Source organism: Bacillus sp. PAMC26543, assembly GCF_014250375.1.
GTDB lineage: Bacteria > Bacillota > Bacilli > Bacillales > Bacillaceae > Bacillus > Bacillus halotolerans.
Map to the genome: position 1 here is coordinate 3,314,121 of NZ_CP060193.1, position 26,016 is coordinate 3,340,136.

18 protein-coding genes and 3 pseudogenes are annotated in these 26,016 nt (G+C 47.6%); 12 read left to right on the forward strand and 9 right to left on the reverse strand.

Annotated elements, in window-relative coordinates:
• Together H7F27_RS16805 and H7F27_RS16810 are read right to left on the reverse strand one after the other, a co-directional pair.
• On the reverse strand, window positions 1-681 hold the full coding sequence (locus H7F27_RS16805) for a response regulator (RefSeq protein WP_185848178.1): 681 nt from the start codon (window positions 679-681) through the stop codon (window positions 1-3).
• Window positions 653-2,285: pseudogene (locus H7F27_RS16810) on the reverse strand (ATP-binding protein). Before H7F27_RS16810 ends, H7F27_RS16805 begins: the two are co-directional and overlap by 29 nt.
• Before the next feature lie 235 nt (window positions 2,286-2,520).
• On the opposite strand from H7F27_RS16810, the gene H7F27_RS16815 reads away from it, so the two are divergent.
• From H7F27_RS16815 to H7F27_RS16835, 5 genes and pseudogenes are all read left to right on the forward strand, one after another.
• A complete protein-coding gene (locus H7F27_RS16815; protein WP_185848180.1) occupies window positions 2,521-3,891 on the forward strand; it encodes a glycosyltransferase in 1,371 nt (456 codons plus the stop codon).
• The gene (locus H7F27_RS16820; RefSeq protein ID WP_185848181.1) at window positions 3,888-4,994 is read left to right on the forward strand and encodes a tetratricopeptide repeat-containing glycosyltransferase family 2 protein; all 1,107 of its coding nucleotides are present in this window, start codon (window positions 3,888-3,890) and stop codon (window positions 4,992-4,994) included. Before H7F27_RS16815 ends, H7F27_RS16820 begins: the two co-directional genes overlap by 4 nt.
• A complete protein-coding gene (locus H7F27_RS16825; RefSeq protein WP_095714413.1) occupies window positions 4,981-5,688 on the forward strand; it encodes a class I SAM-dependent methyltransferase in 708 nt (235 codons plus the stop codon). The genes H7F27_RS16820 and H7F27_RS16825 overlap by 14 nt, the downstream gene beginning before the upstream one ends.
• The gene (locus H7F27_RS16830) at window positions 5,685-6,356 is read left to right on the forward strand and encodes a glycosyltransferase family protein (protein WP_185848182.1); all 672 of its coding nucleotides are present in this window, start codon (window positions 5,685-5,687) and stop codon (window positions 6,354-6,356) included. The genes H7F27_RS16825 and H7F27_RS16830 overlap by 4 nt, the downstream gene beginning before the upstream one ends.
• Window positions 6,357-6,875: 519 nt before the next feature.
• Window positions 6,876-11,144, forward strand: a pseudogene (locus H7F27_RS16835) (DUF4573 domain-containing protein); the annotation flags it as partial.
• A 1,106-nt stretch (window positions 11,145-12,250) separates the two neighbouring features.
• On the opposite strand, the pseudogene H7F27_RS20945 reads toward H7F27_RS16835, so the two are convergent.
• From H7F27_RS20945 to H7F27_RS16850, 4 genes and pseudogenes are all read right to left on the reverse strand, one after another.
• Window positions 12,251-12,637 (reverse strand): annotated as a pseudogene (locus H7F27_RS20945) (NTTRR-F1 domain); the annotation flags it as partial.
• Window positions 12,638-12,945: 308 nt separating this feature from the next.
• A complete protein-coding gene (locus tag H7F27_RS16840) occupies window positions 12,946-14,382 on the reverse strand; it encodes an anion permease (RefSeq protein ID WP_024120552.1) in 1,437 nt (478 codons plus the stop codon).
• 129 nt (window positions 14,383-14,511) lie between these two features.
• Window positions 14,512-15,774 (reverse strand): pectate lyase, encoded by a 1,263-nt coding sequence (locus tag H7F27_RS16845; protein WP_024120551.1) that lies wholly within the window; start codon window positions 15,772-15,774, stop codon window positions 14,512-14,514.
• A gap of 199 nt (window positions 15,775-15,973) precedes the next feature.
• Window positions 15,974-16,321 (reverse strand): YflT domain-containing protein, encoded by a 348-nt coding sequence (locus H7F27_RS16850; protein ID WP_024120550.1) that lies wholly within the window; start codon window positions 16,319-16,321, stop codon window positions 15,974-15,976.
• A gap of 235 nt (window positions 16,322-16,556) precedes the next feature.
• Between H7F27_RS16850 and H7F27_RS16855 the strand changes: the two genes are divergently transcribed.
• The 6 genes from H7F27_RS16855 to H7F27_RS16880 all read left to right on the forward strand — a co-directional run bounded on the left by H7F27_RS16855 (window position 16,557) and on the right by H7F27_RS16880 (window position 22,000).
• Window positions 16,557-16,925, forward strand: coding sequence for a DUF3212 family protein (locus H7F27_RS16855; protein WP_024120548.1), 369 nt, complete (start codon window positions 16,557-16,559; stop codon window positions 16,923-16,925).
• 115 nt (window positions 16,926-17,040) lie between these two features.
• Window positions 17,041-17,991, forward strand: a complete 951-nt coding sequence (locus H7F27_RS16860) for a Fe(3+)-citrate ABC transporter substrate-binding protein YfmC (protein ID WP_101860586.1) — start codon at window positions 17,041-17,043, stop codon at window positions 17,989-17,991.
• 71 nt (window positions 17,992-18,062) lie between these two features.
• Window positions 18,063-19,064, forward strand: coding sequence for a Fe(3+) dicitrate ABC transporter permease FecD (gene fecD, locus H7F27_RS16865; RefSeq protein WP_101860587.1), 1,002 nt, complete (start codon window positions 18,063-18,065; stop codon window positions 19,062-19,064).
• Complete coding sequence (yfmE, locus tag H7F27_RS16870; RefSeq protein ID WP_101860588.1) at window positions 19,061-20,062, forward strand: Fe(3+)-citrate ABC transporter permease YfmE; 1,002 nt, start codon at window positions 19,061-19,063, stop codon at window positions 20,060-20,062. The genes fecD and yfmE overlap by 4 nt, the downstream gene beginning before the upstream one ends.
• A 12-nt stretch (window positions 20,063-20,074) precedes the next feature.
• Window positions 20,075-20,872 (forward strand): Fe(3+)-citrate ABC transporter ATP-binding protein YfmF, encoded by a 798-nt coding sequence (gene yfmF / locus H7F27_RS16875; protein WP_010333352.1) that lies wholly within the window; start codon window positions 20,075-20,077, stop codon window positions 20,870-20,872.
• 108 nt (window positions 20,873-20,980) lie between these two features.
• Window positions 20,981-22,000 carry an NADP-dependent oxidoreductase gene (locus H7F27_RS16880; protein WP_185848184.1) on the forward strand — a complete coding sequence of 340 codons (1,020 nt, stop codon included), beginning with the start codon at window positions 20,981-20,983 and terminating at the stop codon, window positions 21,998-22,000.
• Between the two features lie 48 nt (window positions 22,001-22,048).
• Here the strand turns inward: H7F27_RS16880 and H7F27_RS16885 are convergent, their stop codons facing one another.
• Both H7F27_RS16885 and H7F27_RS16890 read right to left on the reverse strand, forming a co-directional pair.
• Entirely contained in the window at window positions 22,049-22,495 is a 447-nt protein-coding gene (locus H7F27_RS16885) for a GNAT family N-acetyltransferase (RefSeq protein ID WP_010333350.1), read from the reverse strand.
• A 69-nt stretch (window positions 22,496-22,564) separates the two neighbouring features.
• Window positions 22,565-23,698 (reverse strand): DEAD/DEAH box helicase, encoded by a 1,134-nt coding sequence (locus H7F27_RS16890; protein ID WP_185848185.1) that lies wholly within the window; start codon window positions 23,696-23,698, stop codon window positions 22,565-22,567.
• A gap of 171 nt (window positions 23,699-23,869) precedes the next feature.
• On the opposite strand from H7F27_RS16890, the gene H7F27_RS16895 reads away from it, so the two are divergent.
• Window positions 23,870-25,426 (forward strand): ABC-F family ATP-binding cassette domain-containing protein, encoded by a 1,557-nt coding sequence (locus H7F27_RS16895; protein WP_101860594.1) that lies wholly within the window; start codon window positions 23,870-23,872, stop codon window positions 25,424-25,426.
• 37 nt (window positions 25,427-25,463) lie between these two features.
• Here H7F27_RS16895 and H7F27_RS16900 read toward each other — a convergent pair whose 3' ends face one another.
• A complete protein-coding gene (locus H7F27_RS16900) occupies window positions 25,464-25,700 on the reverse strand; it encodes a hypothetical protein (protein ID WP_260627282.1) in 237 nt (78 codons plus the stop codon).
• Between the last annotated feature and the right edge of the window lie 316 nt (window positions 25,701-26,016).

A 26,016-nucleotide genomic window follows, 5' to 3' on the forward strand; every position in this document is an offset into this window, starting at 1 on the left:
CTATTCAGCCGCCAAATAATATTTTCTCTCCGGTCTGCCGATAATCCCGTACTCCAGCTCGGCTCGCGCTTCTTCCTTAGACACAAGATACTCGGCATAGCGGCGGGCTGTTGTTCGTGACGCGCCCATTGCTTCTCCAAGTTCTTCCGCTGTCATTCCTCTCCCGGCAGTACACAGCGCCTCTTTAATTTTTTTCAGCGTGATCGGATTGATCCCTGTCGGCAAATCCTCCGCAGTGACAGCTCCCTTAGAGCTGCCCCCAAAAATATGGTCAATCATGGATTGGCTGACCTCCGGCTGAGACAGCAGCACCTGCCTTTTTTCTTTATACTGCAGCAGCACCTGTTTGAACCTGTCAGCCGATACAGGCTTTATCAAATAGTTTGCGATCCCCGCCCGCAGCGCTTCCTGTAAGTGGCGGGTTTCCGTTGCGGCTGTAATAATCATAATATCAACGTCCGGAAACCGTCTCCGTATCTCTGGAATCAATGCTGTTCCGAGCTCGTCCGGCATATAAATATCCAATAGCAGCAAATCAGTTTTGTGTGTCTCCAAAAGCAACATTGTCTCTTTTGCATTGCCCGCTTTGCCGATAATGCTGAATCCATCAAGCTGTTGAATCAATCTCTCATGGATTTGCGCAACCCGAAAATCATCCTCCGCAATCACGATGTGAATCAAATGGATTCCCCCTTTGTCTGTTTCTCCTTCGGTATAAAAACAGTAAATACCGCTCCTCCGCTTTTTTGATTTGTCAGCTCGATCCAGCCTCCCAGCTCACGCACTGACTCTTTTACGTTGGCGAGTCCGTAGCCTCTCTTCATCCCCTTTGAAGAGTAGCCCCTTTCAAACACCGCCTCCATTTTATCAGGCGGCACTCCCAGTCCCGTATCGGATACTTCGATAACAATATCCCGTCCGATATCTGTAATAAAACATGAAACCTCCTGTACGCTTTGATCCGCTACAGCTTCGAAAGCGTTATCAATCAAATTGCCGATAATTGTAATGAGATGGGACAAGCCGACATGAGGAGGAAGAGGCCCAAGTGTGCTGTTGTCATCAATCGACAGCTTCACCTTTTTTTCCGATGCTTTGCTCATCTTTCCTAACAAAATCGCCTGCACCTGCTGCGAATGAATGTTTTGGAATAAAATATCATGCTGTTCATTTTGGATGGCGTATTCCTCTTTAATCAGTTCAATCGCTTCGTCATATTCACCAAGCTCAAGCAGCCCTAAAATCGCGTATAGCTTATTGGAAAATTCATGAGTCTGAGCGCGCAGGTCCTCTGAGTATTTACGCACCTCTGTCAGCGTGTCAATCAGCTTTTTCAGTTCTGTTTTTTCTCTGAAGCTGATAACGATTCCGTACCTCTGTCCGCCTTGTGTCATGACTTTTGTATTGATAATAAAGACTTGGTCGTTGACACATACCTCCTGATTCGATTGCATTTCTTCCTGCTCAAGCACAGACATCAGTTCTGCTCCCGGCATCACGTCATCAATAGGCACGTTCATCACAGGCTCGGAAAGCTTAAGCATCTCAGCCGCTGATACGTTCATCATCGTCACAATGCCTTCACGGTTGGTGGCGATGATCCCTTCCTTAATCGCCCGCAGCATCGCATTCCGCTCCCGATAGAGAGAGGCAATTTCGTGCGGTTCAAGGCCAAGCGTATCCTTTCTGATGCTTTTGGCAAGCGCGGCGGCACCGGCAAATCCAAGCAGCAGCACGAGTACAGCCATGAAGCTTAAGTCTCGCAGATGTCTCTTAATGCCTTGCTCTGTCTTCGTTTGCAGAAAATCAACGGACACGCTGCCGATCACTTGGCTGCGCCCCTTTTGTTCCTCGATAATCGGTGCGCTGCCACGAATCACCCTTTGTCCATCCGTTTTTGTCTCTGAGACGTGAGAGCCTCCAAACAGGATTTCTCTGCTTCTCGTCAGATGCTTATTTCCGCTATTTTCCGAGGCGGTTCGGACCATTCCTTTTTCATCAAGCACATAAATCGCATAAGCGCCGGTCTGTTCTTTCATTTGTTCAATGACCTCCTGCGCCTCGGCAGCTTGCCCGCCTTTCGACACGATAAGCTCCTTTGCCGGCGGCATATAGGAAATCGTTCTCGCCGTCTGTACCGCCAGCTGCTCTGCCTGTTTTCGCCCTTCTTTTGTTTGCTGAACGGCAAACGTGACTGTCAGCACGCCAATCACAAAGATCAGCAGCGCCGCAATCAACCCCATTATTTTTGTTTGCAGAGAAAAATGGAATCGCTTTTTCACCACAGCACCAGCCGTCCTTTCTACCTAGATCATACCATTTTTCGCTCGGTCATTTTCTTATTTTTCAAAATCCATTTCTTTGGTGATCAGGATCTATTTATTCAGATCAAGATGTTTCCTTGTCACATTACCAGTGTCCAGTTTTGCTGAACAATCCTTTTTTCATGAAGGAATCATTCCGTCTGAACATTTCAATATACATATAGTATCTGAGTGATATGGTGAAGGGCGGGAGGTTATGGTGAAAACGAGTCTTATTGTACTGACTTATAATCAATTGGCGTTAACAAAACAATGCTTGGAGAGCATATGGACGCATACCGATGATGACTGTATAGAAGTGATTGTTGTAGATAACGGCTCTCATGACGGGACACAGGACTACCTCAAACAGATCCCTTCAATCAAAACGATTTTTAATGAAACAAACGAAGGGTTTGCGAAAGCCTGCAATCAGGGCCTTGAGGCCGCTTCGGGGGACAATGTTCTTTTTTTAAACAATGATACTGTTGTGACAAGTCATTGGCTGGAGCCGATGATCAAGCTGCTTTATCAAGATAATAAAACCGGCATGGTCGGGCCTGTAAGCAATTATGTCAGCGGGCCTCAGCAAATCTCAGTTGATTACAACAGCTTAGAAGGAATCGAAGCTTTTTCACGGCGCCATTGCATGCAGCAGCGGGGCAAATCAAGAAGCGTTTTAAGGCTGGTCGGATTTTGCCTTCTTGTCAAAAAAGAGGTACTGGACAAAATCGGCGGCTTTGACGAGCGTTTTGGAGGCGGTTCATTTGAGGACGATGATTTGTGCCTTCGCGCTCTGCAGGCCGGATATCAGCTGAAAATCGCCCTTGATTCGTTTGTGCATCATCACGGGCATGCCACGTTTTCCGGAAATCCGGATTTAAGCATCAGCCGATTATATCAGGTCAACCGCCAAACCTTTATAGATAAATGGAAGCACGATGTGACGGCTTTTATTGATCCCCAGCCAGAGCTGACAGCCCTTGTGCCTTCAAAAGCCCGCTCCATCCTGCATATCGGCTGCGGCGCGGGAGCTGCGGGTGCAGAGCTGTTGAACCGGCAAACCTGTACATTGTACGGCATTGAAGAAGATGCATTGCTACGTACAATGGCAAGCGCCTATTATGAACAAGTCACGTCAGCAGATACGGAAACACGCAGCCTTCCTTACCCTGAGGCTTTTTTCGATGCCATTTTGATAGGAGACCTTTTGAGCTGCTCGATGCATCCCCGGCGAACGATTGAGGCTCTTGCCGTTTATCTAAAGCCTTCAGGCTCATTGATTTGCAGTATCCCGAATGCAGCTTATGCAGACACGTTTTTTTCTTTATTATGTGGAACACCGGCACACACACATTTCATCACGCCTCAAAATGTAAACACACTATTTCCCGAACACCTTTATGACATAAAATCAACCTCCCATTTAGCCGTTCCTGAATCGAACATACAGCTGTTTTTACAAGAAGTTGAATATCTTGCCGGGCAATTTGATTTGCCTTTGGATCACTTATCAAAACATGCTCAGATTGATTACATGTTTGTCCATGCAATGAAGAAAAAACCTGAAGCGGAGGTGGCGATATGATTTCGATCAGCCTATGTATGATCGTGAAAAATGAGGAAGCCGTTATCGGCCGCTGCTTAGATTCTGTGCGCAGGATTGCTGATGAAATGAACATTGTGGATACCGGCTCAGTTGATCAGACGAAAGACATCGCTGCCCGTTATACAGACCGTATCTTTGATTTTGAATGGATAGACGATTTTGCGGCCGCCCGAAATTTTTCGTTTCAGCAGGCAACAGCTGACTATATTTTATGGCTTGATGCCGATGATGTGTTTACCGAGAAGGATCAAGAACTGTTCTTGGATTTAAAAAGAACGCTTGATCCGCATATTGACGCGGTATCAATGAACTATCACCTGGCGTTTGATGAAGAAAACAACGTCACATCCAGCTTAAGAAGATACCGGCTCGTAAAACGGGAAAAGGGCTTTAAGTGGATCGGCGCGGTTCATGAATATTTAGAGGTGTACGGAAATCTCCATCACAGTGACACAGCGGTTTCTCACATGCCTCTTAGCCATGACGCTGACCGAAATCTGCGAATTTATGAAAACATGGCCTCGTCAGGAAAGGATTTTTCGCCAAGAGATTTATTTTACTATGCGAACGAGCTGTGTGATCACGGAAAAATAGAAAAAGCGATAGAATACTATTTGCGTTTTTTGAAAACAAAGCAGGGATGGGTTGAGGATAATATCAGAGCCTGCAATAAATTAGCAGATTGCTATCATTCATTGGGACTGAAGGAAAAAGAATTAAACTGGGTGCTCCACACGCTCGTCTACGGACCTCCCAGAGCGGAAACGTGCTGCAGATTGGGATTCTCTTTTTTAGAAAAAAACGATGTCCAAACCGCTGTCTATTGGTATGAAAAAGCAATAGAAGATAGAGGCTCAGAAAGCTTGGCTTTTCAGAACCGCGCCTGCGCCACCTGGCTGCCTCACTTACAATTAGCCGTCTGCTACGATAAGCTTGGCCAGCATCAGCTTGCCTACCAGCATAATGAATCGGCTTTACAATACCGTTCTCATGATTCAAGAATGCTTGCCAACAAAACATACTTTGAAGAGGTCCTGCAGCAGCAGGCTGGCTCCGGAGGTGAACATCATGGAAATCAATAAAAGGTCACTTGCTGATTCTATGAAAGAATATGAGCGAAAAGATAAAGAGTATTACAAAAGCATCAACCGGCAGCTGTTTGACCTGGTAGAACCCCATGCGAAAACCATTCTTGAGGTCGGATGCGCCGAAGGCCTGTTTGGCGCAGCTGTTAAGGAAAAAATGAATTGCTCCTATTTTGGGGTCGAATCATATCCGCCAGCTGCCGAAAAAGCCGCTCATCACATTGACGAAGTGATAACAGGAGACATCGAAACATTGAAGCTTCCTTTTGAAAAAAACACATTTGATCACGTCATCTTCGGCGATGTATTGGAGCACTTAATAGACCCTTGGACAGTGTTAGCTAACATGAAGCCTTACGTAAAAGAAACAGGGAGCATTTTGGCAAGCATTCCGAATATCGGGCATATCTCAATTTTTGAAAGTCTGCTGACCGGCAAATGGACGTATACACAGGCTGGGCTGCTCGATAAAACACACTACCGTTTTTTCACCTTGCAGGAAATGAAGAAGATGTTTCATGAAACAGGTTACAAGGTCAGCCAGATCAATCCTATTTCCTTTACGACTCACTATTATGAAAAAATGATCAGCAAACTGGCACATGTCAGAGCAAACATGGGAATTCACCATGCAAATTTCGAGGAGGAAGCCAGAGCCTATCAATATGTCATAAAGGCGCAAAAAAGATGAAACAGCATCTAAATGAAAATTCCATTTGCTTCATTACATGTGTTAATGATGACACCCTTTATGACCTCTGCCTGAGACATATCCAGTCTCTATCAGTACCGCCGCATATGGAGGTTGAGTTAATTGATATACGAAAGGCTGACAGTATGGCCTCCGGCTACCAAGCGGCAATGCATCAGTCAGACGCAAAATATAAAGTGTATGTCCATCAGGATACATTTATCATCAATCGTTCATTTATTTACGATATCCTTCATGTCTTTCAGCAGAACGATGCGCTTGGCATGATAGGCGTCATAGGAGCTGAAGACGTGCCGCAAAGCGGAATTTGGTGGGAGGCTTCTAAAAAAGCGGGAAAAGTTATTGAATACCGCAGTACGTATAGCTATTTGTCGTTTGATGAGATAGACGGAACCGTGAAAACAGTTGAAGCATTAGACGGTTTATTGCTGGCCACCCAGTACGATCTCCCGTGGCGAAAAGAGATCTTTGACGGCTGGCATTTTTACGATACTTCTCAATGCTTTGAGTTCAGGAAAAAGGGATATCTTGTCGGTATTCCTCATCAAAAAGAGCCATGGGTCATACATGCTTGCGGCAATGAGTTTGATTCTGACCAGTATTCTGATTACCTTAACAAATTTTTATCGGAATATTTTAAAACATGAAAAGGCTTAAGGCTTCAATTGGCACATCAAAAAACCTACTTTTCAAAAGTAGGTTTCTTGATTTTCATTTACTTGAATTTAAAAGCAACTGAAATAGGTGTTCCTATTTAAGAGAATCTGATGGCATTTATATCCATATTCACTACGCTGCTGTTGCTCACATTACTAGCTGCTGTAAAGATTATTCTAACTTCATAAGAAGTCGTGCCTGCGGCAGCTACAGTATCTACATACGTTGTAGCAATTGGAAATCTTGACGTCGTAGCTACGCTAATATTTCTTTGGGCAGAGCGTGTATCTATCAATACTCCATTTCGATAAACTCTGATTTGGAACGTAAAGTTCGAGTTAGCTGCCGTTGTCACATCCACAGAAAGGGCAAGATCTAATTTTATTAATTGCCCAGCGACTGTTGGCATATTTAAAGTCCCAATTGATGTTTCAGTACCGTTAACAGCAACTGAAACCGGGCCTATTACCTCATTATAAAACAGCTGCGGATTCGGTCCTGTTGGGCCTGTGGCTCCTGTTGCTCCTGTTTCCCCGGTTGATCCGGTTACTCCAGTTACTCCCGTTGGTCCAGTTGATCCTGTTGGACCTGTTGATCCTGTTGCTCCGGTTGATCCGGTTACTCCTGTTGCTCCTGTTGGTCCGGTCGCTCCGGTTGGTCCTGTTACTCCTGTTGATCCGGTTACTCCAGTTACTCCGGTTGATCCTGTTGATCCGGTTACTCCTGTTGATCCAGTCGCTCCTGTTGATCCTGTTGATCCTGTTACTCCTGTTGATCCTGTTGATCCTGTCACTCCGGTTGATCCGGTTACACCAGTTACACCTGTTGATCCCGTTGCTCCTGTTTCCCCGGTTGATCCGGTTACACCAGTTACACCTGTTGATCCCGTTGCTCCTGTTACACCTGTTGATCCCGTTGCTCCTGTTGCTCCTGTTGATCCAGTTGATCCAGTTGCTCCTGTTACTCCTGTTGATCCGGTTACTCCTGTTGGTCCGGTTACTCCTGTTGCTCCTGTTGATCCGGTTACTCCTGTTGCTCCTGTTGATCCGGTTACTCCTGTTGCTCCTGTTGATCCGGTTACTCCTGTTGCTCCTGTTGATCCGGTTACTCCTGTTGCTCCTGTTGATCCGGTTACTCCTGTTGCTCCTGTTACTCCTGTTGGTCCAGTCGCTCCGGTTGATCCGGTTACACCAGTTACACCTGTTGGTCCTGTTGATCCGGTTGGTCCGGTTGATCCGGTTACTCCAGTTACTCCTGTTGCTCCGGTTGGTCCAGTTTCTCCGGTTGGTCCAGTTTCTCCGGTTGGTCCAGTTGATCCGGTTGGTCCTGTTGGTCCTGTTTCCCCGGTTGATCCGGTTACTCCAGTTACACCTGTTGGTCCAGTTTCTCCGGTTGGACCTGTTGATCCTGTTACTCCGGTTGATCCGGTTGATCCAGTTGATCCAGTTGCTCCGGTTGATCCAGTTGATCCAGTAGGTCCGGTTACTCCAGTTGCTCCGGTTGATCCAGTGGCTCCCGTTGCTCCAGTTGATCCGGTTGATCCGGTTGATCCAGTGACTCCCGTTGATCCAGTGACTCCCGTTGATCCTGTTGATCCGGTTGATCCGGTTACTCCTGTTGGTCCAGTTTCTCCAGTTGCTCCTGTTACACCAGTTGATCCGGTTAATCCAGTTGCTCCTGTCTCTCCGGTTGATCCGGTTGATCCTGTTGATCCAGTCGCTCCGGTTACTCCTGTTGCTCCTGTTGCTCCTGTTACACCAGTTGATCCGGTTGGTCCGGTTGGTCCAGTTTCTCCAGTTACTCCGGTTGATCCCGTTGCTCCAGTTTCCCCAGTTGATCCGGTTACTCCAGTTACTCCTGTTGATCCCGTTGCTCCGGTTGGACCTGTTGGTCCGGTCGCTCCGGTTGGTCCTGTCACTCCAGTTGATCCGGTTACTCCAGTTACTCCAGTTACTCCAGTTACTCCAGTTACTCCAGTTACTCCAGTTGCTCCGGTTGGTCCTGTTTCCCCGGTTGATCCGGTTACTCCAGTTACTCCTGTTGCTCCGGTTGATCCGGTTACTCCAGTTGATCCGGTTGCTCCGGTTGCTCCCGTTGATCCAGTTACTCCTGTTGACCCCGTTGGTCCAGTTTCTCCGGTTGGACCTGTTGATCCTGTTACTCCGGTTGATCCGGTTGATCCAGTTGATCCAGTTGCTCCGGTTGATCCAGTTGATCCAGTTGCTCCGGTTGATCCTGTTGGTCCCGTTGATCCTGTCACTCCTGTTGATCCAGTTACTCCTGTTGATCCGGTTGGTCCCGTTGATCCTGTTACTCCTGTTGATCCGGCTGATCCTGTCACTCCGGTTGATCCGGTTGGTCCTGTTGATCCCGTTTCTCCTGTTGCTCCAGTCGCTCCGGTTGGTCCCGTTTCTCCTGTTGATCCTGTTTCCCCGGTTGATCCGGTTACACCAGTTACACCTGTTGATCCCGTTGCTCCTGTTGCTCCAGTTGCTCCGATTACTCCTGTTGCTCCGGTTACACCAGTTACACCTGTTGGTCCTGTTACTCCGGTTGGTCCAGTCGCTCCGGTTGATCCGGTTACACCAGTTACACCTGTTGGTCCTGTTGATCCTGTTGGTCCCGTTGATCCGGTTACTCCAGTTACTCCAGTTACTCCAGTTACTCCAGTTGCTCCGGTTGGTCCTGTTTCCCCGGTTGATCCGGTTACTCCAGTTACTCCTGTTTCTCCGGTTGATCCGGTTACTCCAGTTGATCCGGTTGCTCCGGTTGCTCCGGTTGCTCCCGTTGATCCAGTTACTCCTGTTGACCCCGTTGGTCCTGTTGATCCGGTTACTCCAGTTACTCCAGTTACTCCAGTTACACCCGTTGCTCCGGTTAGTCCCGTTGCTCCTGTTTCCCCGGTTGATCCGGTTACACCAGTTACACCTGTTGATCCCGTTGCTCCTGTTGCTCCTGTTGATCCTGTTGCTCCAGTCGCTCCGGTTGGTCCGGTTGATCCGGTTACTCCAGTTACACCTGTTGGTCCAGTTTCTCCGGTTGGTCCTGTTGATCCGGTTGATCCTGTTACTCCAGTTACTCCTGTTGGTCCTGTTGATCCTGTTGATCCCGTTGCTCCTGTTGGTCCAGTTTCTCCAGTTACTCCTGTTGGTCCCGTTGGTCCGGTTACACCTGTTGGTCCTGTCGCTCCTGTTGATCCGGTTACTCCTGTTACTCCTATTGCTCCTGTTGGTCCCGTTGGTCCGGTTACACCTGTTGGTCCTGTCGCTCCTGTTGATCCAGTTACTCCTGTTGCTCCAGTCGCTCCGGTTGGACCTGTTTCCCCGGTTGACCCTGTTGATCCTGTCGTTCCGGTTGATCCGGTTACTCCTGTTACACCTGTTGGTCCTGTCGCTCCGGTTGGTCCAGTTGCTCCTGTTGCTCCGGTTGGACCTGTTTCTCCCGTTGCTCCGGTTGGACCTGTTTCTCCCGTTGCTCCTGTTGCTCCGGTTACACCAGTTACACCAGTTGGTCCTGTCGCTCCGGTTGGTCCGGTTGATCCTGTTGCTCCTGTCTCTCCGGTTGATCCGGTTACTCCAGTTACTCCGGTTACACCAGTTACACCTGTTACACCAGTTGATCCGGTTACTCCAGTTACACCTGTTGGTCCTGTTGATCCCGTTGCTCCTGTTGGTCCTGTTGCACCAGTTTCTCCTGACGATCCTGTTGATCCCGTTGGTCCTGTTGGTCCTGTTGGTCCTGTTTCTCCAGTGACTCCGGTTGATCCTGTTGCTCCGGTTGATCCGGTCGCTCCGGTTGATCCCGTCACTCCTATTGCACCAGTTTCTCCCGTTGCTCCTGTTGCTCCTGTTACACCAGTTGATCCGGTTGGTCCAGTCGCTCCGGTCACTCCGGTTTCTCCAGTTGGACCTGTTGGTCCAGTTTCTCCGGTTGATCCTGTTTCTCCCGTCGCTCCTGTTGCTCCGGTTGCTCCAGTTGCTCCGGTTGGTCCTGTTTCCCCGGTTGATCCGGTTACTCCTGTTTCTCCGGTTGATCCGGTTACTCCAGTTGATCCGGTTGCTCCCGTTGATCCAGTTACTCCTGTTGATCCCGTTGGTCCTGTTGATCCGGTTACTCCAGTTGCTCCTGTTGCTCCTGTCTCTCCGGTTGATCCGGTTACTCCTGTTACACCTGTTGGTCCTGTCGCTCCGGTTGATCCGGTTACTCCTGTTACACCTGTTGGTCCTGTCGCTCCGGTTGGTCCGGTTGATCCTGTTGCTCCTGTCGCTCCGGTTGATCCGGTTACTCCAGTTACTCCGGTTACACCAGTTACACCTGTTGATCCGGTTACTCCAGTTACACCTGTTGGTCCTGTTTCTCCGGTTGGACCTGTTGGTCCTGTTTCTCCAGTTTCTCCTGACGATCCTGTTGATCCCGTTGGTCCTGTTGGTCCTGTTTCTCCAGTGACTCCGGTTGATCCTGTTGCTCCGGTTGATCCGGTCGCTCCGGTTGATCCCGTCACTCCTATTGCACCAGTTGCTCCTGTTACACCAGTTGCTCCTGTTGGTCCAGTCGCTCCGGTCACTCCGGTTGATCCCGTTGGACCTGTTGGTCCAGTTTCTCCCGTTGCTCCGGTTGATCCTGTTTCTCCAGTTGCTCCTGTTGATCCCGTTGATCCAGTTTCTCCGGTTGCTCCCGTCGCTCCAGTTGCTCCTGTTAATCCTGTTGATCCAGTTTCTCCCGTCGCTCCGGTTTCTCCTGTTGGTCCTGTTGATCCGGTTGGTCCAGTTTCTCCAGTTGCTCCTGTTTCTCCAGTTGATCCGGTTAATCCAGTTGCTCCTGTCTCTCCGGTTGATCCTGTTGATCCTGTCGCTCCGGTTACTCCAGTTACTCCGGTTGCTCCTGTTACACCAGTTGATCCGGTTGCACCAGTTGCTCCTGTCGCTCCGGTTACTCCAGTTACTCCAGTTGGTCCTGTTTCTCCCGTTGGTCCTGTTTCTCCCGTTGGTCCGGTTGATCCTGTTGGTCCGGTTGCACCTGTTGGTCCGGTTGCACCTGTTGGTCCGGTTGATCCAGTGACTCCCGTTGATCCTGTTTCTCCCGTTGGACCGGTTACTCCTGTTGCACCGGTCGGTCCGGTTGATCCCGTTGCTCCTGTTGGTCCTGTTTCCCCGGTTGGTCCGGTTGCTCCGGTTGATCCAGTGACTCCCGTTGCCCCTGTTGGTCCGATTGATCCCGTTGGACCGGTTACTCCTGTTGCACCGGTCGGTCCGGTTGATCCCGTTGATCCAGTTGGTCCGGTTGCTCCGGTTGCACCTGTTGATCCTGTTGATCCCGTGACTCCCGTTGATCCGGTTGGTCCGGTTGCTCCCGTTGGTCCGCTTACTCCTGTTGCACCGGTTGATCCCGTCGCTCCGGTTGCTCCAGTGACTCCCGTTGATCCGGTTGCTCCCGTTGGTCCGCTTACTCCTGTTGCACCGGTTGATCCCGTCGCTCCGGTTGCTCCAGTGACCCCCGTTGCTCCTGTTGGTCCTGCTTCTCCCGTTGGTCCGGTTGGTCCGGTTGGACCGGTTGATCCAGTGACTCCCGTTGATCCGGTTGATCCCGTTGATCCGGTTGGACCAGTTGCTCCAGTGACTCCCGTTGATCCGGTTGGACCGGTTGATCCTGTTGATCCCGTTAACCCCGTTGATCCAGTTTCTCCCGTCGCCCCCGTTGATCCGATTGCACCAGTTTCTCCCGTTGGTCCGGTTACTCCGGTTGCCCCGGTTGGTCCGGTTGATCCCGTTGGACCTGTTGCTCCTGGAGGACCTGTTGGCCCGGTCGGTCCAATCCCCCCAGCAGACTCTATTAAAGAAACATCATCAATTAGAACAGACCCAAAAGTAGCTTTACTTATTACCACTACTGCGTTTACTGCTTCAGCAGGGGTTTCAATTGTTCTATATATTTCATTCCATGTATTAAATGACACATTTGGCAACTTTCCGACAGCAATGATCATTTCCTGTCCGCCTTCAATCTGTTCTCCTTCACTGTTAACAAATAGAATTTGTATAGTGACTTGAGGACTTGGATTGTTCCCCGTTTTCCCAAGCGAAACAGTGAATATAAGAGATTGTCCAGAAACGACAGGCACGATCTGCCCTAAAAAAGCATAAGGCTGGCTGCTGATAAACTGTGCGGAATAGCTTCCAGAATGGGCAAAAGTATTAATAATGGCCGTATTTGCAAAAGCCCACCCCGTCAGATTGCCGGTTTCAAAACCTCCATTTACAATCACATTATTCACTCAACTTCATTCCCCGCCCTCTTTGATTAATTCCAGCTATTATATGCAGGAAAATCATCATCGGTCTGTAAGGTGACTAACCAAAATAAAAAAAGGTGATTGTCCCTGCATCACCTTTTTTCCCTGTATTTGTGGAAAACCTGCTGCATGAAAAACACGAATTGCCGCATCTAAGCTAGATATACTGAAAGTACGCCGGACATGTCTCCCTAGGTTAAGCAATCACCTGCCATTCATCATCTGTTACTCACGCCGTGAAGTAATATGATCAAACATAAAAAAAGGCAGACCGCGTCTGCCTTTTTTTTCTACCATATCCCTAATAATTTCCACCATAATCCGCCGATCACAAGCCATGTGACAATATGAACGATCGACAGGATAAATCCGATAGACCACCATTTGCCTTGCGAAATGTAGCCTGCTCCGAAGAAGACCGGAGCCGCTCCAGAACCGTAGTGGGTTGTTGACCCGAACAGATTGCTGAAGAATGCGAGGCTCAGCGCTGCTAAAAGCGGCGGTGCGCCCGCTGCCACAATAACAGCCAAAAATGCTGAATACATCGCACTGATGTGGGCCGTCGCACTTGCAAAGAAGTAGTGAGAGTAATAATACACAACAATTAAAATTAAAAATGCCACAATCCAAGAGAATCCTGATACAGATGATTTCATGGCGTTGCTGAACCAAGAAACCATGCCTAATTCATTCAGGAAGTTGGCCAGCATAACGAGCGCCGCAAACCAAGTGAGCGTATCCCAAGCGCCCTGTTCTTTCTTGATATCATCCCAAGTCAGAACCTGTGATAATAAAAGAACTGACAATCCGATCAGTGCGGTTGTGGTTGCGTCGATGTTGAAGCTGCCGCCAAAAATCCAAAGAGCAAGCACTAAAAGAAACACAATAACCATGGAAAGCTCTGATTTTTTAAATGGCCCCATTTCTTTCAGTTTTTCGGTTGCGATTTTCGCTGCGTCCGGTGTTTCTTTAATTTCCGGCGGATACAGCTTGTAAATCACAAGCGGTGTGATGATTAAGCTCACAAGTCCCGGAACAATCGCGGCAATTGCCCAGCTTGTCCATGTTAAGTCCACCCCTGCGACATCATGGGCCAGCTTGGCAATCAGCGGGTTTGCCGCCATCGCCGTCAGGAACATAGCAGATGTAATCAAGTTTCCCTGAAAACCGGTTTTTAATAAGAAAGCACCGATTTTTCTTTCTGTTCCATCTGCCGGGCTTGATCCGAATGTTTCGGATAATGATCTGATAATAGGAAATATAATGCCTCCTGCACGCGCCGTATTACTTGGAATAGCAGGTGATAATATTAAATCACTGAACAGCAGTGAATAAGAAAGTCCAAGGGTTTTCTTCCCGAATTTCTGAACGAATACATACGAAATTCTCGCACCTAGCCCGGTTTTGATAAATCCCCGGGAAATAAAGAATGCGATGACGATAAGCCAGATGGTCTTATTCCCGAATCCGCTTAATGTATCCTCAATTGATAATGTTCCAGTTAATGCAGTAACCGCCAATGCAAAAATTGCAATTGCACCCATTGGCAAGGGCTTGGAGATAAAGCCGATAATTGTCGCGACGAAAATCGCAAACAAATGCCATGCTTTAGGTTCAAGTCCGGACGGAGCGGGAATAAACCAGATGATTAGTCCCACAGCGACAGTAATAAGCAATGGAACAAGCTTTACTGCTGACTGTTTTCCTGCGTCTTTTTCTGAAGCCATAAATAGGTCTCCTCCTATATACTTGTTTTCCGATCCCCTTTTTCATTCTACTCCTTAACTAAGTTAATAAACATTTTAATTAATTAAAAAACACAAAGGTGAGCAGCCCTTTGTGTTTTTTTTCATTTCTTAATTTAGTTTACCCGCGCCCGCTTGAGATATAACATTTGACTTCACATTCGCGGAAGCATCAATTGATCCGTGCAGAGATGGTGTCCATCCAACAGAAGAGCTCAGCCCGTTTGCAGCCGATGCGTTGATCTGCGTACCGTTCAGCAATGTGCCGGAATCATATAAAGCCGTTCCCCCGCTGAATACGCTGATCGTTTTAGCAGCAGTCAATCCCGGAACGTCAATGGCATTGTTTTGTGCATAAATTTTTGATGATTTTCCGATTCCCCATGCATAGCTAAAGGCATAATCTGATGAGTTTTTATTGCCTTCATAATAGTTGTTGTAAACGTGTACCTGTCCAAAACGGACTCTCGGTGCGCGCTGAACGATATTTTTGTAGCGGTTATGATGCAGTGTGATTTTTAATTTGCCGTCATCGGAGGTTTTGCTGTCGCTTGATCCGAAAATGGAGCTTTTATCATGATCGTGATAAAAGTTATAAGACATTGTAATGTAATTAGCGCCGTTAGAGGCATCAGTTTGGCCGTCATGGTGCTGATATTCTCTTCCAAAATACTTTGGAGAGGTGCTGTCTGGACGGGAACCGTCATTAAATGTACAGTGATCGATCCATACATGTGTACCGCCGTTTATTGTGATGTTGTCATATTGTGAGTTCCAGTTTCCTGAACTTCCGTCAGTCGGGTCCCATTGCGGGAAATAGTCATATGCGTCTTGGAATTCGATATTGCGGATAATAACGTTATCGCTCTTGATCTGGAAGTTTCCGCCCAGAACTTTAGCATTTGACCCTGAACCGACGATCGTCGTATTTGCAGGGATATCCACCATCACGCGTGCCTTTTGGTTTTTCTGTGAACGTGCTCTGGCCTCTTCCTGTGTTCCGGATGGCTCTTTTTTGCCCCATGTGCTTGGGTCATAGGCTTTCAAATATTTGTTCAGATCGTACTCTGGATCTTTATAATCATTCAGACCAAGCGGTTTAAGATTGTCATCGACATTCATGTCAATCGTTCCCTTGATATAAATGATTTTTGGCGTTGTGTTGGTGTCCTTGCCCAAAGCCGAAACGAGCTGATTTCTGTTGCTGACTGTATACACGTGGGATGACGAGGCTTTTGATCCGCCTGTCGTGCCGGTCGAGTACGCTCCCCAGCCATCATTTGACCCTAACGTCTGATGGCCCATATCCGCTGCGTTCGCCCCAACCGGAGTCAAGCCTAATAACAAAGCCGTGGCTAACATCACTTTTTTCATTCAGTAAGAACCCCCATTTTCTATTTTGTGAGAATTTGTTCCATATTCTCACAAAAAACATAATAGCAAATTCATGGGGATCCATAACCGAAAATGTACGGCTTTTTATTGCGGCATCCTGCAAAAAAACACCGCAAAAACCGCAAATATAAAAAACCCCAAAAGGACGATAATCGCCTTTTGGGGCTACATTCCTGCATTATGCCCAAGATTTTACTTTTTCGTTGTCTGTCACAAAGAGAAGCACTTTCCCTTCATCGAGCCGTTTTTCAAACTGAGCCGCTTCGTCTTCTGAAAAACCGATTTCGTGGATTTTATTGCGAAGCTCGTCTCCTTTTTTATTAAATATGTTCCCTACCGCATGTTTGAAACCTGTTTCTTTGGCTCCGATCGTGTTGGCATTCGTGTTGTCTGCCAGTCGTTCCGTTCTGTCATCGTCGTGAGCTAAGACGTATACATCCTCTTTTGCGACACCCATTTGCTGTAATTCTTCTACATCCTTCATGAGCTGTTCGTCGTTTGTATACTCTCTTACAACTGGTTTCATATCCAATTCCTCCTTCATCATGTCTATGTTATATTCATACCCGATCCGTTTTCTATCAAACAGCATCCAGAGCATTGGGCACAAAAACAGGAAGAATGGTAGTAGATATTTCATTTTTAACCATGGTAAAGTGATAGAACGAGAGTATTTTCAGAATAGTCAAAACTAAAACCGCTGCACGGAGCGCCCGAACATGATTCGCCATTTTTATCCGTACAAGCAGGAGGTATGTCCAATGCAATACTTTTCACCAGAACAGCAATACAATGCGTGGGTTGTGAGTGATTTAGTAAAACAGGTCTTCCATCAGCGTGTCGGCTATTCAGCCGGCATTCACCAGCTTGCCATCTTTGCCGAAGAAACATTTCACATCGATATTGACTTTGTTTTCTCTATTGTCATGAATATCGGAGACATTGAATTTGCGCTCTCTGAAGAAATCGAAAGAAAATTGTCCGGCTATCTCAGCGTTCTTCTTCCCCATGTCAGCAGAGATATGCTTGAAGCCTCTAAAGCCAACGCCAGTTCGTTTTTATCCCACAGACACGGCGATGCTGTGTACGATTTATTTGTGCCATATGACCCATACATCAAAAAAACATAAAGCAGCCGCTTCTGTTTCTTTATTTAAAAAATATTGACATAGGAAGCCATGCTATTATAGTGTTTATTTGTGATAATGATTCTCATTATTAAATTCAGAAAAAAGGAAGAAAACAATGCGCACCTATCCTAACAAGTTTATTGCCATCATCAGTGTTTTATTAATCGCTTGTTTCATTATATCCGGCTGTTCATCAAGTCAGGATAACAGCGGCAGCAAAGCCGGAAGCAAATCTAAGGATTCAAGAGTCATTCAGCACGAAGACGGGAAAACAACAGTGACCGGCACACCTAAAAAAGTCGTTGTGCTTGAGCTTTCATTCCTGGATGCTGTTTACAACCTCGGCATCACGCCGGTAGGCATCGCCGATGACAACAAAAAAGACATGATTCAAAAGCTGGTCGGCAGCTCGATTGATTATACATCAGTAGGCACGCGAAGCGAACCGAATCTTGAGGTCATCAGCTCCTTGAAGCCTGATTTAATCATCGCTGACGCTGAACGCCATAAAAACATTTACAAACAGCTGAAACGAATTGCACCGACCATTGAATTGAAAAGCCGGGAAGCGACTTATGATGAAACAATCGACAGCTTCAATACCATTTCTAAAGCATTAAATAAAGAAAAAGAAGGAAAAGAAAAGCTTGCCGACCATACAAAGGTCATTGACGATCTGAAAGCGGAGCTTCCGAAAGATGAAGACCGCAGCATCGTTCTCGGCGTGGCAAGAGCCGATTCCTTCCAGCTTCATACGTCATCTTCTTATGACGGAGAAATCTTCAGCATGCTCGGCTTTACGCACGCCGTGAAGTCAGATAACGCGTATCAAGAGGTCAGCCTCGAGCAGTTAAGCAAAATCGATCCTGATATTTTGTTTATTTCAGCCAACGAGGGTAAAACAATCGTAGATGAGTGGAAAAAGAATCCGCTTTGGAAAAACCTAAAAGCGGTGAAAAACGGACAAATCTACGATGCAGACCGCGACATTTGGACAAGATTCAGAGGAATCAAGTCCAGTGAAACAAGCGCCAAAGATGTGCTTAAAAAAGTGTATAATAAGTAGGACAAAAGAGAAGCGAGGAGAATCCTTGCTTCTTCGTTTTTGCAAACAGACGCAGTAAGGAAGTGAGACTGTTGTATTACTCAGCCAAACGGCGCTCATCATCAAGATTGATGGTTTTTACCATTGCACTGATCATCCTTATTTTCGGGCTTGGGCTGAATCTCTCAGTAGGCGCCTCAGACATCGGCATCATTGATGCTTTGACATATCTTTTTGTATGGGACGGATCAAAAGAACAGCTTATCATCTCTACTCTTCGCCTCCCCCGCACATTAATCGGCGTTTTCGTCGGCGCCAGCCTGGCTGTAGCAGGGGCACTGATGCAGGCCATGACAAGAAATCCTCTGGCTTCACCTCAAATTTTCGGTGTGAATGCGGGTGCATCGCTGTTTGTCGTTGCTTCTCTCGTCATTCTGCCGGCGTCGTCCTACTCTTCGGTTGTGTTCGCTTTTGCAGGTGCGGCGGCAGGCGGCGCAATTGTGTATATGATTGCCTCTTCCGGCGGAATGACACCTGTCAAACTGGCGCTGTCAGGAATGGCGGTGCATTTGTTCCTGTCCTCCATGACACAGGCGATTATTATTTTAAATGAGTCGGGAGAGGATGTGCTGTATTGGATGACGGGTGCGATTGACGGCAGCAATTGGCAGGACGTCATGACCATTGCCCCGTTTTCTGTCATCGGCATTGGACTTGCCCTTGTGTTTTCAGGTCCCGTTTCTGTTCTCGGTCTCGGTGATGAAACAGCAAAAGGACTCGGGCAAAACATGAACGGCATGCGGATTCTGATCAGCTTTATCATTTTAATTCTATCCGGCGCTTCTGTAGCGGTTGCCGGCCCAATCGGCTTTGTCGGGCTGCTCGTCCCGCATATCGTCCGCAAGCTGATCGGAGAAAATTACAAGTATGTGCTGCCGTTTTCAGCGCTGTTCGGCGCCATCTTATTGGTGTACGCAGATGTCCTGGCCAGATGGATTGCATTCCCTTATGAATCCCCGGTCGGCATTGTCACCGCCATTATCGGCACACCATTTTTCTTATATTTAGCAAGGAAAGGGCGAAATCTGAAATGAAGAAATCAACCAGAAAACAAAAACGCCCCTTGCTGGCCATCCTTATATTGGCTGTCATCTTGCTAGTGCTGTCCGTGATCAGCATCGGCTTCGGGGCATTGTATATTTCACCTGATGCGGTGGTTACGAATCTGTTAGGGATGGATCATTCCTTCGAGTTTATTATTCAGCAGTACCGGCTCCCCCGCATTATACTGGCGATTCTGGCAGGCGCCGGGCTTGCCGCTGCCGGAGCCATTTTGCAGGGTGTCATCCGAAATCCCCTTGCGTCTCCGGACGTTGTCGGAATTTCAAAAGGGTCCGGACTGGCCGCCATGGCCGTTATCCTCATTTTTCCTGAGTCTCCGGTCTACGTGCTGCCGTTCTCCGCATTTGCCGGAGCAGCCATTATTGCTGTAGTATTATTAATGATAGCCCGCAAAAAAAGCATTCAGCCCTCTTCATTGGCTTTATCAGGCATTGCCTTAGGCGCGGTCTGCCACGCCGGCATGCAATATATGATGGTCAAATTTCCGGGGGACGTTAATGCAGCGCTCATTTGGCTGACAGGCAGCCTCTGGGGGAGAAACTGGGAAGAAGTCAAGCTCCTTGCGCCATGGCTGCTTGTCCTTTTGCCGATTGTCTGCATCCTCATTCCGAAGCTGGATCTGATGTCACTCGGAGATGAGCTAGCGCAGGGTCTCGGCGAAAACGCAAACCGGCTGAGATTCATCCTGATTTTCACCGCAGTTGCACTGGCGGGGAGCTGTGTAGCCGTCGTCGGATCAATCGGTTTTATCGGGCTGCTTGCTCCGCATATCGCCAGAAGGCTTGCCGGAGAAAAAGCTAAATATTTACTGCCTGCATCGGCATTAATCGGTGCTATTATATTACTAATCGCAGATACATTAGGACGCGGCATCATGCCTCCGGTTGAGATACCAGCCGGAATATTGACAGCTGTGATCGGCGCGCCTTATTTTTTATATTTATTGAAATTCGAAGCGAGGAAACAGTAGGGAGAGGATACCATGGGAAAACTGGCTGCAGACCAGCTCACTCTTTCATATGACAGCACAGTGATTATTGACGGAGTCGATTTAAAGATTGAAGAAGGAAAAATCACTGTGCTCATCGGCGCCAACGGCTGCGGAAAATCAACAATCCTCAAATCGCTGGCCAGGCTGATGGCCCCAAAAAGCGGCACGGTCCTATTAGAAGGAAAAGATATTCATCGCCAGCCGTCCAAAGAAGTGGCTAAAAAGCTGGCGATTCTTCCTCAGTCTCCTCAGGCGCCTGAAGGATTGACGGTACAGGAACTATGCTATTTCGGCAGACATCCTCATAAAAAACTGTTATCCAAGCATACACAAGAGGATCATGATATGGTAGAGTGGGCGCTTGACGCAACCGGGATGAATGAGCTGAAGGACCGGACACTTGATGCCCTTTCAGGCGGTCAAAGACAAAGAGCCTGGATTTCCATGGCGCTTGCACAAGGCACTGATTTGCTCTTGCTCGATGAACCGACCACTTACTTGGACATCTCTCACCAAATTGAGGTGCTGGAGCTGCTGAAAAAGCTGAACCGGGATCATGGACGCACAGTTGTCATGGTGCTTCACGACTTAAACCAAGCCGCTCAATATGCTGACTATCTGATCAGCGTACTGGACGGAAAAATCTACAATGCCGGAACGCCGGAAGACGTCTTTACCCAGCCGTTTTTCCGGGAAGTCTTCGGCTTGGAATGCTGCATCATGAGAAGCCCGATCGACCAGAAGCCGATGTGCCTGCCGATGGGACTATGCCCAAAATTACGGACGTGATGAAAAAGGAGAGGAATCTGCCCTCTCCTTTTTTTATGCGGCTTACTTTTTGTATTTCATCACTTGTCCGTGTTACATTGGTGTCAATCAAATGATAGGAGGATGAATATGACAACAGCTCAACAGCAGATTCAATTAGCAAGACGTCCGCAAGGGGTGCCCGTTCACGAAGATTTCCGCTTTGAAACGATCCCCGTTCCTGAGCCGAAGCAAGGTGAGGTGCTTGTCAAAACACTCTATGTGTCAGTCGATCCTTACATGCGCGGACGAATGCAAGACACGAAGTCATACGTAGAGCCATTTGCCTTAGACGAAGCGCTGTCAGGCGGTGTCATTGCTGAAGTCGTGTCAGACGGAGATAAGCTCAAACAAGGAGAAATCATAATCGGAAACCTGAACTGGCAGGAATATTCCGCTGTCAGCGAGTCCGCCGTGCGAAAAATTGATACAGGTCTCGCCCCTGCTTCAGCGTATCTCGGCATTTTAGGAATGACCGGTTTGACGGCATATTTTGGCCTATTGGACATCGGCCGCCCGAAAGAAGGCGAAACCGTGGTTGTCTCCGGAGCAGCAGGGGCTGTCGGTTCCACTGTCGGACAGATCGCCAAAATTAAGGGAGCACACGTCGTCGGTATCGCAGGCTCTGATGACAAAATTGACTACTTAAAGAATGAACTGCAATTTGACGAAGCGATTAATTACAAAACCGCAGATGATATTCAACAAGCGCTTGCTGACGCTTGTCCGAACGGTGTCGATGTGTATTTTGACAATGTCGGCGGGCCGATTTCAGATGCGGTCATGAACCTCCTCAATGAGTTTGCCCGTATCCCTGTGTGCGGCGCCATTTCTTCCTACAACGCGGAAAACGAAGCGGATGACATGGGCCCTCGCGTCCAATCCAAGCTGATCAAAACGAAGGCGCTGATGCAAGGGTTTATCGTAAGCGACTACGCCGACCGTTTTCCTGAAGGCGCAAAACAGCTGGCGGAATGGCTGAGAGACGGAAAGCTTCATTATGAGGAAACGATCACTGAAGGCTTCGAAAACATTCCGGACGCATTTCTTGGCTTATTTAAAGGAGAAAATAAAGGAAAACAGCTGATCAAAGTCAGTGATCCGAGCTGAAGATGAAAATGGGAGGGCTTTTTGCCCTCCTTTTGGGTTTATATGAGGTCAGCTACGAAGAATCAGCGTAAGAAAACCATCTTCATCTGGTTCCGTATCCTCCAAAGTGAAACCTGCTGCTTGAAAGCAAGCTAAACTGATTTGATTGTCTTCTTCAATGCATGCCACCCATTCCCGCACGCTAGTAAAATCAGGTTCGGTCAGCAGTTTTTGCAATATCCGTTTTCCGTACCCTTGAAGCCGGTACATAGGATTAACGATCAATCCAATATACGTCCGCTCCTCCCCGAACTCAATAACGGCCATCCCTGCTGGCAGCTGTCCATCATATGCCATGATGACAGTATCCTGTTCATCTTTATTTACTCGTGCATACCACTCATCTAATGGCAGCATGCCATCCATTCTCCGCCTGGTATCTTCATGTTCAAACCAGTGTTCAAGGATTTTCAGCTCTGGCTCCTTCACTACTTGAAATCTGTCTATTGAAACCATCTTCCCACCCCCGCGCGAAATCTTTTCTATTATTTTACAACAAAAAAGAAGGGCTTTTCGCCCTCCTTTTTATTTCGTCTTCAATTTTCCGCCGGCATACACAGCTTCACTCAGCTCCACGCCAAGTTTCTTCGCCATTTTCTTCAGCTTTGATTCTTCCATACGCGTGACAAGGCTCAGCACGTTCCCTTCTTTTCCAGCCCGTCCTGTTCGCCCTGATCTGTGAACATAGCTGTCTTCATCAGGAATATCGGCGTGGATCACATATGGCAGGTTTTCAATATCCAAACCGCGCGCGGCAATGTCAGTTGCCAAAAGCAGCGGGAACTCACCCTGCTCAAACGCTTTAATGATCTTCGCCCGCTCCATCTTTTTCGCCTCACTGTGAAGGATGCCAAGGTCAACATGATGGTACGCCAGCTTTTCCGCGTACACACTAAGGTTACCGATATCTCTCACAAACACAAGCGCCTGCATGCCATGAAGTCTTGAAAGCTTTTGCAGCAGCTTCACTTTGTCGCGCTGGTCACAGATGATGTATTGATGCTTCACTTTTCCCGCTTCCGCTTTGCTGCGTTCTACCTTCAAAACCTCGGGCTCTTTCGTCATGTCGCGGAGCACGTCTTCTGTTTCTTTCTTCAGTGTGGCTGAAAAACAAAGAAGCTGGCGGTCTCTTAATGTCGTTTTAATGATTTGCTTGATCGTTTCACGATGCTCCGGCAGGACAAGCTGATCGGTTTCATCAAGTACGATCGTTTTTACTTCATGCATCTTGAGTTTTTTCGCTTGAATCAGCTCAAACACCCTGCCCGGCGTCCCGACGATAATATGCGGATGATTCTTTTTCAGCTTTTCGACCTGCTTCTTCACATTCGCTCCGCCGATTAAGGAAACTGCGCGTAATTCTGATCCCGTTTTCCAGTCCTGAATCACCTGAAAAATCTGCATCACCAGCTCACGTGAAGGTGCTAAAATCACCGCCTGCGGATGCTTCTGATCAGGTTTGATGCGCTCCAATACCGGCAGTGCGTAGGCAAGCGTCTTACCCGTTCCTGTCGGCGATTCTGCGATGACATCCTTATCCTCCATGATGAGTTGGGCCGCCTGCTCCTGCACAGGAGTCGGCTTTTCAAAGCCTGAAGCGTTCCAATTTTCTTTGATAAATGATTGTGCATTATGTAAAAATGGCCAAGTTTGCGTCATTTTGTTCTCCTCGATTCCTGAAATCTATTCCATAGTATCTCAAAACAGCGCGCGGAACGCAATTTTTCTTTTTCTTTCCTATGCCTTTCAACAATCGTCTTCCTCCTTTATAATCAAAAGGTGAGAAATACACGCCATACAGCGTGTTCGATAAACGATAGAGGTGTAAACATGAGTATTTTATCTGTAAAGGACTTAAGCCACGGCTTCGGTGACCGGGCCATTTTTAATAATGTATCTTTCCGTCTTTTAAAAGGCGAGCACGTCGGTCTGATCGGCGCAAACGGTGAAGGAAAATCGACCTTCATGAATATTATTACCGGAAAGCTTGAACCTGATGAAGGAAAAGTCGAATGGTCAAAAAATGTCCGTGTCGGCTACCTGGATCAGCATACCGTGCTGGAAAAAGGAAAATCCATCCGTGATGTGCTGAAAGACGCATTCCATTACTTATTTGCAATGGAAGAAGAAATGAATGAGATTTATAACAAAATGGGTGAAGCTGATCCTGACGAGCTTGAAAAGCTTCTTGAAGACGTCGGTGTGATTCAAGACGCGCTGACAAACAATGATTTTTATGTGATTGATTCCAAGGTAGAAGAAATCGCCCGCGGCCTCGGCTTGAGTGATATCGGACTGGACCGTGACGTTACTGATCTGAGCGGGGGTCAGCGCACCAAAGTGCTTCTCGCCAAGCTGCTTCTGGAAAAACCGGAAATCCTGCTTCTCGATGAGCCGACCAACTACCTTGATGAGCAGCATATCGAATGGCTGAAACGCTACCTGCAGGAGTACGAGAATGCATTCATCTTGATTTCCCATGACATTCCGTTCTTAAACAGTGTCATCAACCTGATTTATCATGTAGAAAATCAAGAGCTGACACGCTATGTCGGCGACTACCATCAGTTTATGGAAGTTTACGAGGTGAAGAAACAGCAGCTTGAAGCGGCCTACAAAAAACAGCAGCAGGAAGTCGCGGAGCTGAAGGATTTCGTTGCCCGCAACAAAGCCCGGGTCAGCACGCGAAACATGGCGATGTCCCGCCAAAAGAAACTCGACAAGATGGATATAATCGAGCTGGCGGCGGAAAAACCGAAGCCTGAATTCCACTTCAAGCCGGCCAGAACATCAGGAAAGCTGATTTTCGAAACGAAGGATCTCGTGATCGGTTACGATTCCCCGCTCTCACGTCCGCTGAACCTCCGTATGGAGCGCGGCCAAAAAATCGCCCTTTACGGCGCCAACGGGATCGGGAAAACGACATTGCTGAAAAGCCTGCTTGGCGAAATCCAGCCGCTCGAAGGCTCTGTTGAACGAGGCGAGCACCTCTTTACCGGCTATTTCGAGCAAGAGGTCAAGGAAACAAACAACAATACGTGTATTGAAGAAGTTTGGAGCGAATTCCCTTCGTATACGCAGTATGAAATCCGCGCCGCTCTGGCAAAATGCGGACTGACGACAAAACATATCGAAAGCCGCGTCTCCGTATTAAGCGGAGGCGAAAAAGCGAAGGTCAGATTATGCAAGCTGATCAATTCGGAAACCAACCTGCTGGTGCTCGATGAGCCGACAAACCACTTGGATGTCGACGCCAAGGAAGAGCTCAAGCGCGCCCTCAAAGAATACAAAGGCTCCATTCTTCTTATTTCTCACGAGCCTGATTTCTATATGGACATCGCGACAGAAACATGGAACTGCGAGTCTTGGACGACGAAAGTGCTTTAATGTTACGAAAAAACCCGCCTGGTGAAGGGCGGGTTTTTTACTGCCATTTTTTCTGAACGATTCTCAAAAGCTCTCTGTCTTTTAAAATGAGCTGCAATGGCGATATGAATTCATCAAGTATCAGCTCTTTTTTGGCAGACAGTTCAAGGTCTTCCTCATCAGCCCATGCGGTGAACCACTCGACAGAAAAGCTGTTTTTCATGATGCTGTGTATGTATTGATAGAGCGCCTGTAAACACTTCAAGTCATATGCGTCAGGCTTTGCCTTATGCATGGCAAATGATCCCTCTTCAGCATGAACTATTATTTGATAAGGCAACCGTAAATGCACAGACACATTCTCGGCTTCCTCAAGATAAATGCCCGCCGCGTTAATACCTGACCGGAGCGGATGCCCTTTCCGGGAGTAGCCGGAGGGCTGACTGAAAAAACCGGTTTCTAAAGGCGTTTTTAGCAGCTAAATAGTAAAATTGTGTCATCTGGATGTCCTTTCTCGCGTCGATTCCATTATGATTAGATTATAACCGATTGCAAATGGTGAGCCGATTCAATCGAGACTAAAAACATATCCTTGCATGCCATTTCACTTC

Bases quoted from the DNA above. Each gene is read 5' to 3' on its own strand.
- H7F27_RS16815 (WP_185848180.1), top strand. From the start codon at position 2,521: ATGGTGAAAACGAGTCTTATTGTACTGACTTATAATCAATTGGCGTTA.
- H7F27_RS16820 (WP_185848181.1), top strand. From the start codon at position 3,888: ATGATTTCGATCAGCCTATGTATGATCGTGAAAAATGAGGAAGCCGTT.
- H7F27_RS16825 (WP_095714413.1), top strand. From the start codon at position 4,981: ATGGAAATCAATAAAAGGTCACTTGCTGATTCTATGAAAGAATATGAG.
- H7F27_RS16830 (WP_185848182.1), top strand. From the start codon at position 5,685: ATGAAACAGCATCTAAATGAAAATTCCATTTGCTTCATTACATGTGTT.
- H7F27_RS16840 (WP_024120552.1), bottom strand. From the start codon at position 14,382: ATGGCTTCAGAAAAAGACGCAGGAAAACAGTCAGCAGTAAAGCTTGTT.
- H7F27_RS16845 (WP_024120551.1), bottom strand. From the start codon at position 15,774: ATGAAAAAAGTGATGTTAGCCACGGCTTTGTTATTAGGCTTGACTCCG.
- H7F27_RS16850 (WP_024120550.1), bottom strand. From the start codon at position 16,321: ATGAAACCAGTTGTAAGAGAGTATACAAACGACGAACAGCTCATGAAG.
- H7F27_RS16855 (WP_024120548.1), top strand. From the start codon at position 16,557: ATGCAATACTTTTCACCAGAACAGCAATACAATGCGTGGGTTGTGAGT.
- H7F27_RS16860 (WP_101860586.1), top strand. From the start codon at position 17,041: ATGCGCACCTATCCTAACAAGTTTATTGCCATCATCAGTGTTTTATTA.
- yfmE (WP_101860588.1), top strand. From the start codon at position 19,061: ATGAAGAAATCAACCAGAAAACAAAAACGCCCCTTGCTGGCCATCCTT.
- yfmF (WP_010333352.1), top strand. From the start codon at position 20,075: ATGGGAAAACTGGCTGCAGACCAGCTCACTCTTTCATATGACAGCACA.
- H7F27_RS16880 (WP_185848184.1), top strand. From the start codon at position 20,981: ATGACAACAGCTCAACAGCAGATTCAATTAGCAAGACGTCCGCAAGGG.
- H7F27_RS16885 (WP_010333350.1), bottom strand. From the start codon at position 22,495: ATGGTTTCAATAGACAGATTTCAAGTAGTGAAGGAGCCAGAGCTGAAA.
- H7F27_RS16890 (WP_185848185.1), bottom strand. From the start codon at position 23,698: ATGACGCAAACTTGGCCATTTTTACATAATGCACAATCATTTATCAAA.
- H7F27_RS16895 (WP_101860594.1), top strand. From the start codon at position 23,870: ATGAGTATTTTATCTGTAAAGGACTTAAGCCACGGCTTCGGTGACCGG.
- H7F27_RS16900 (WP_260627282.1), bottom strand. From the start codon at position 25,700: ATGCATAAGGCAAAGCCTGACGCATATGACTTGAAGTGTTTACAGGCG.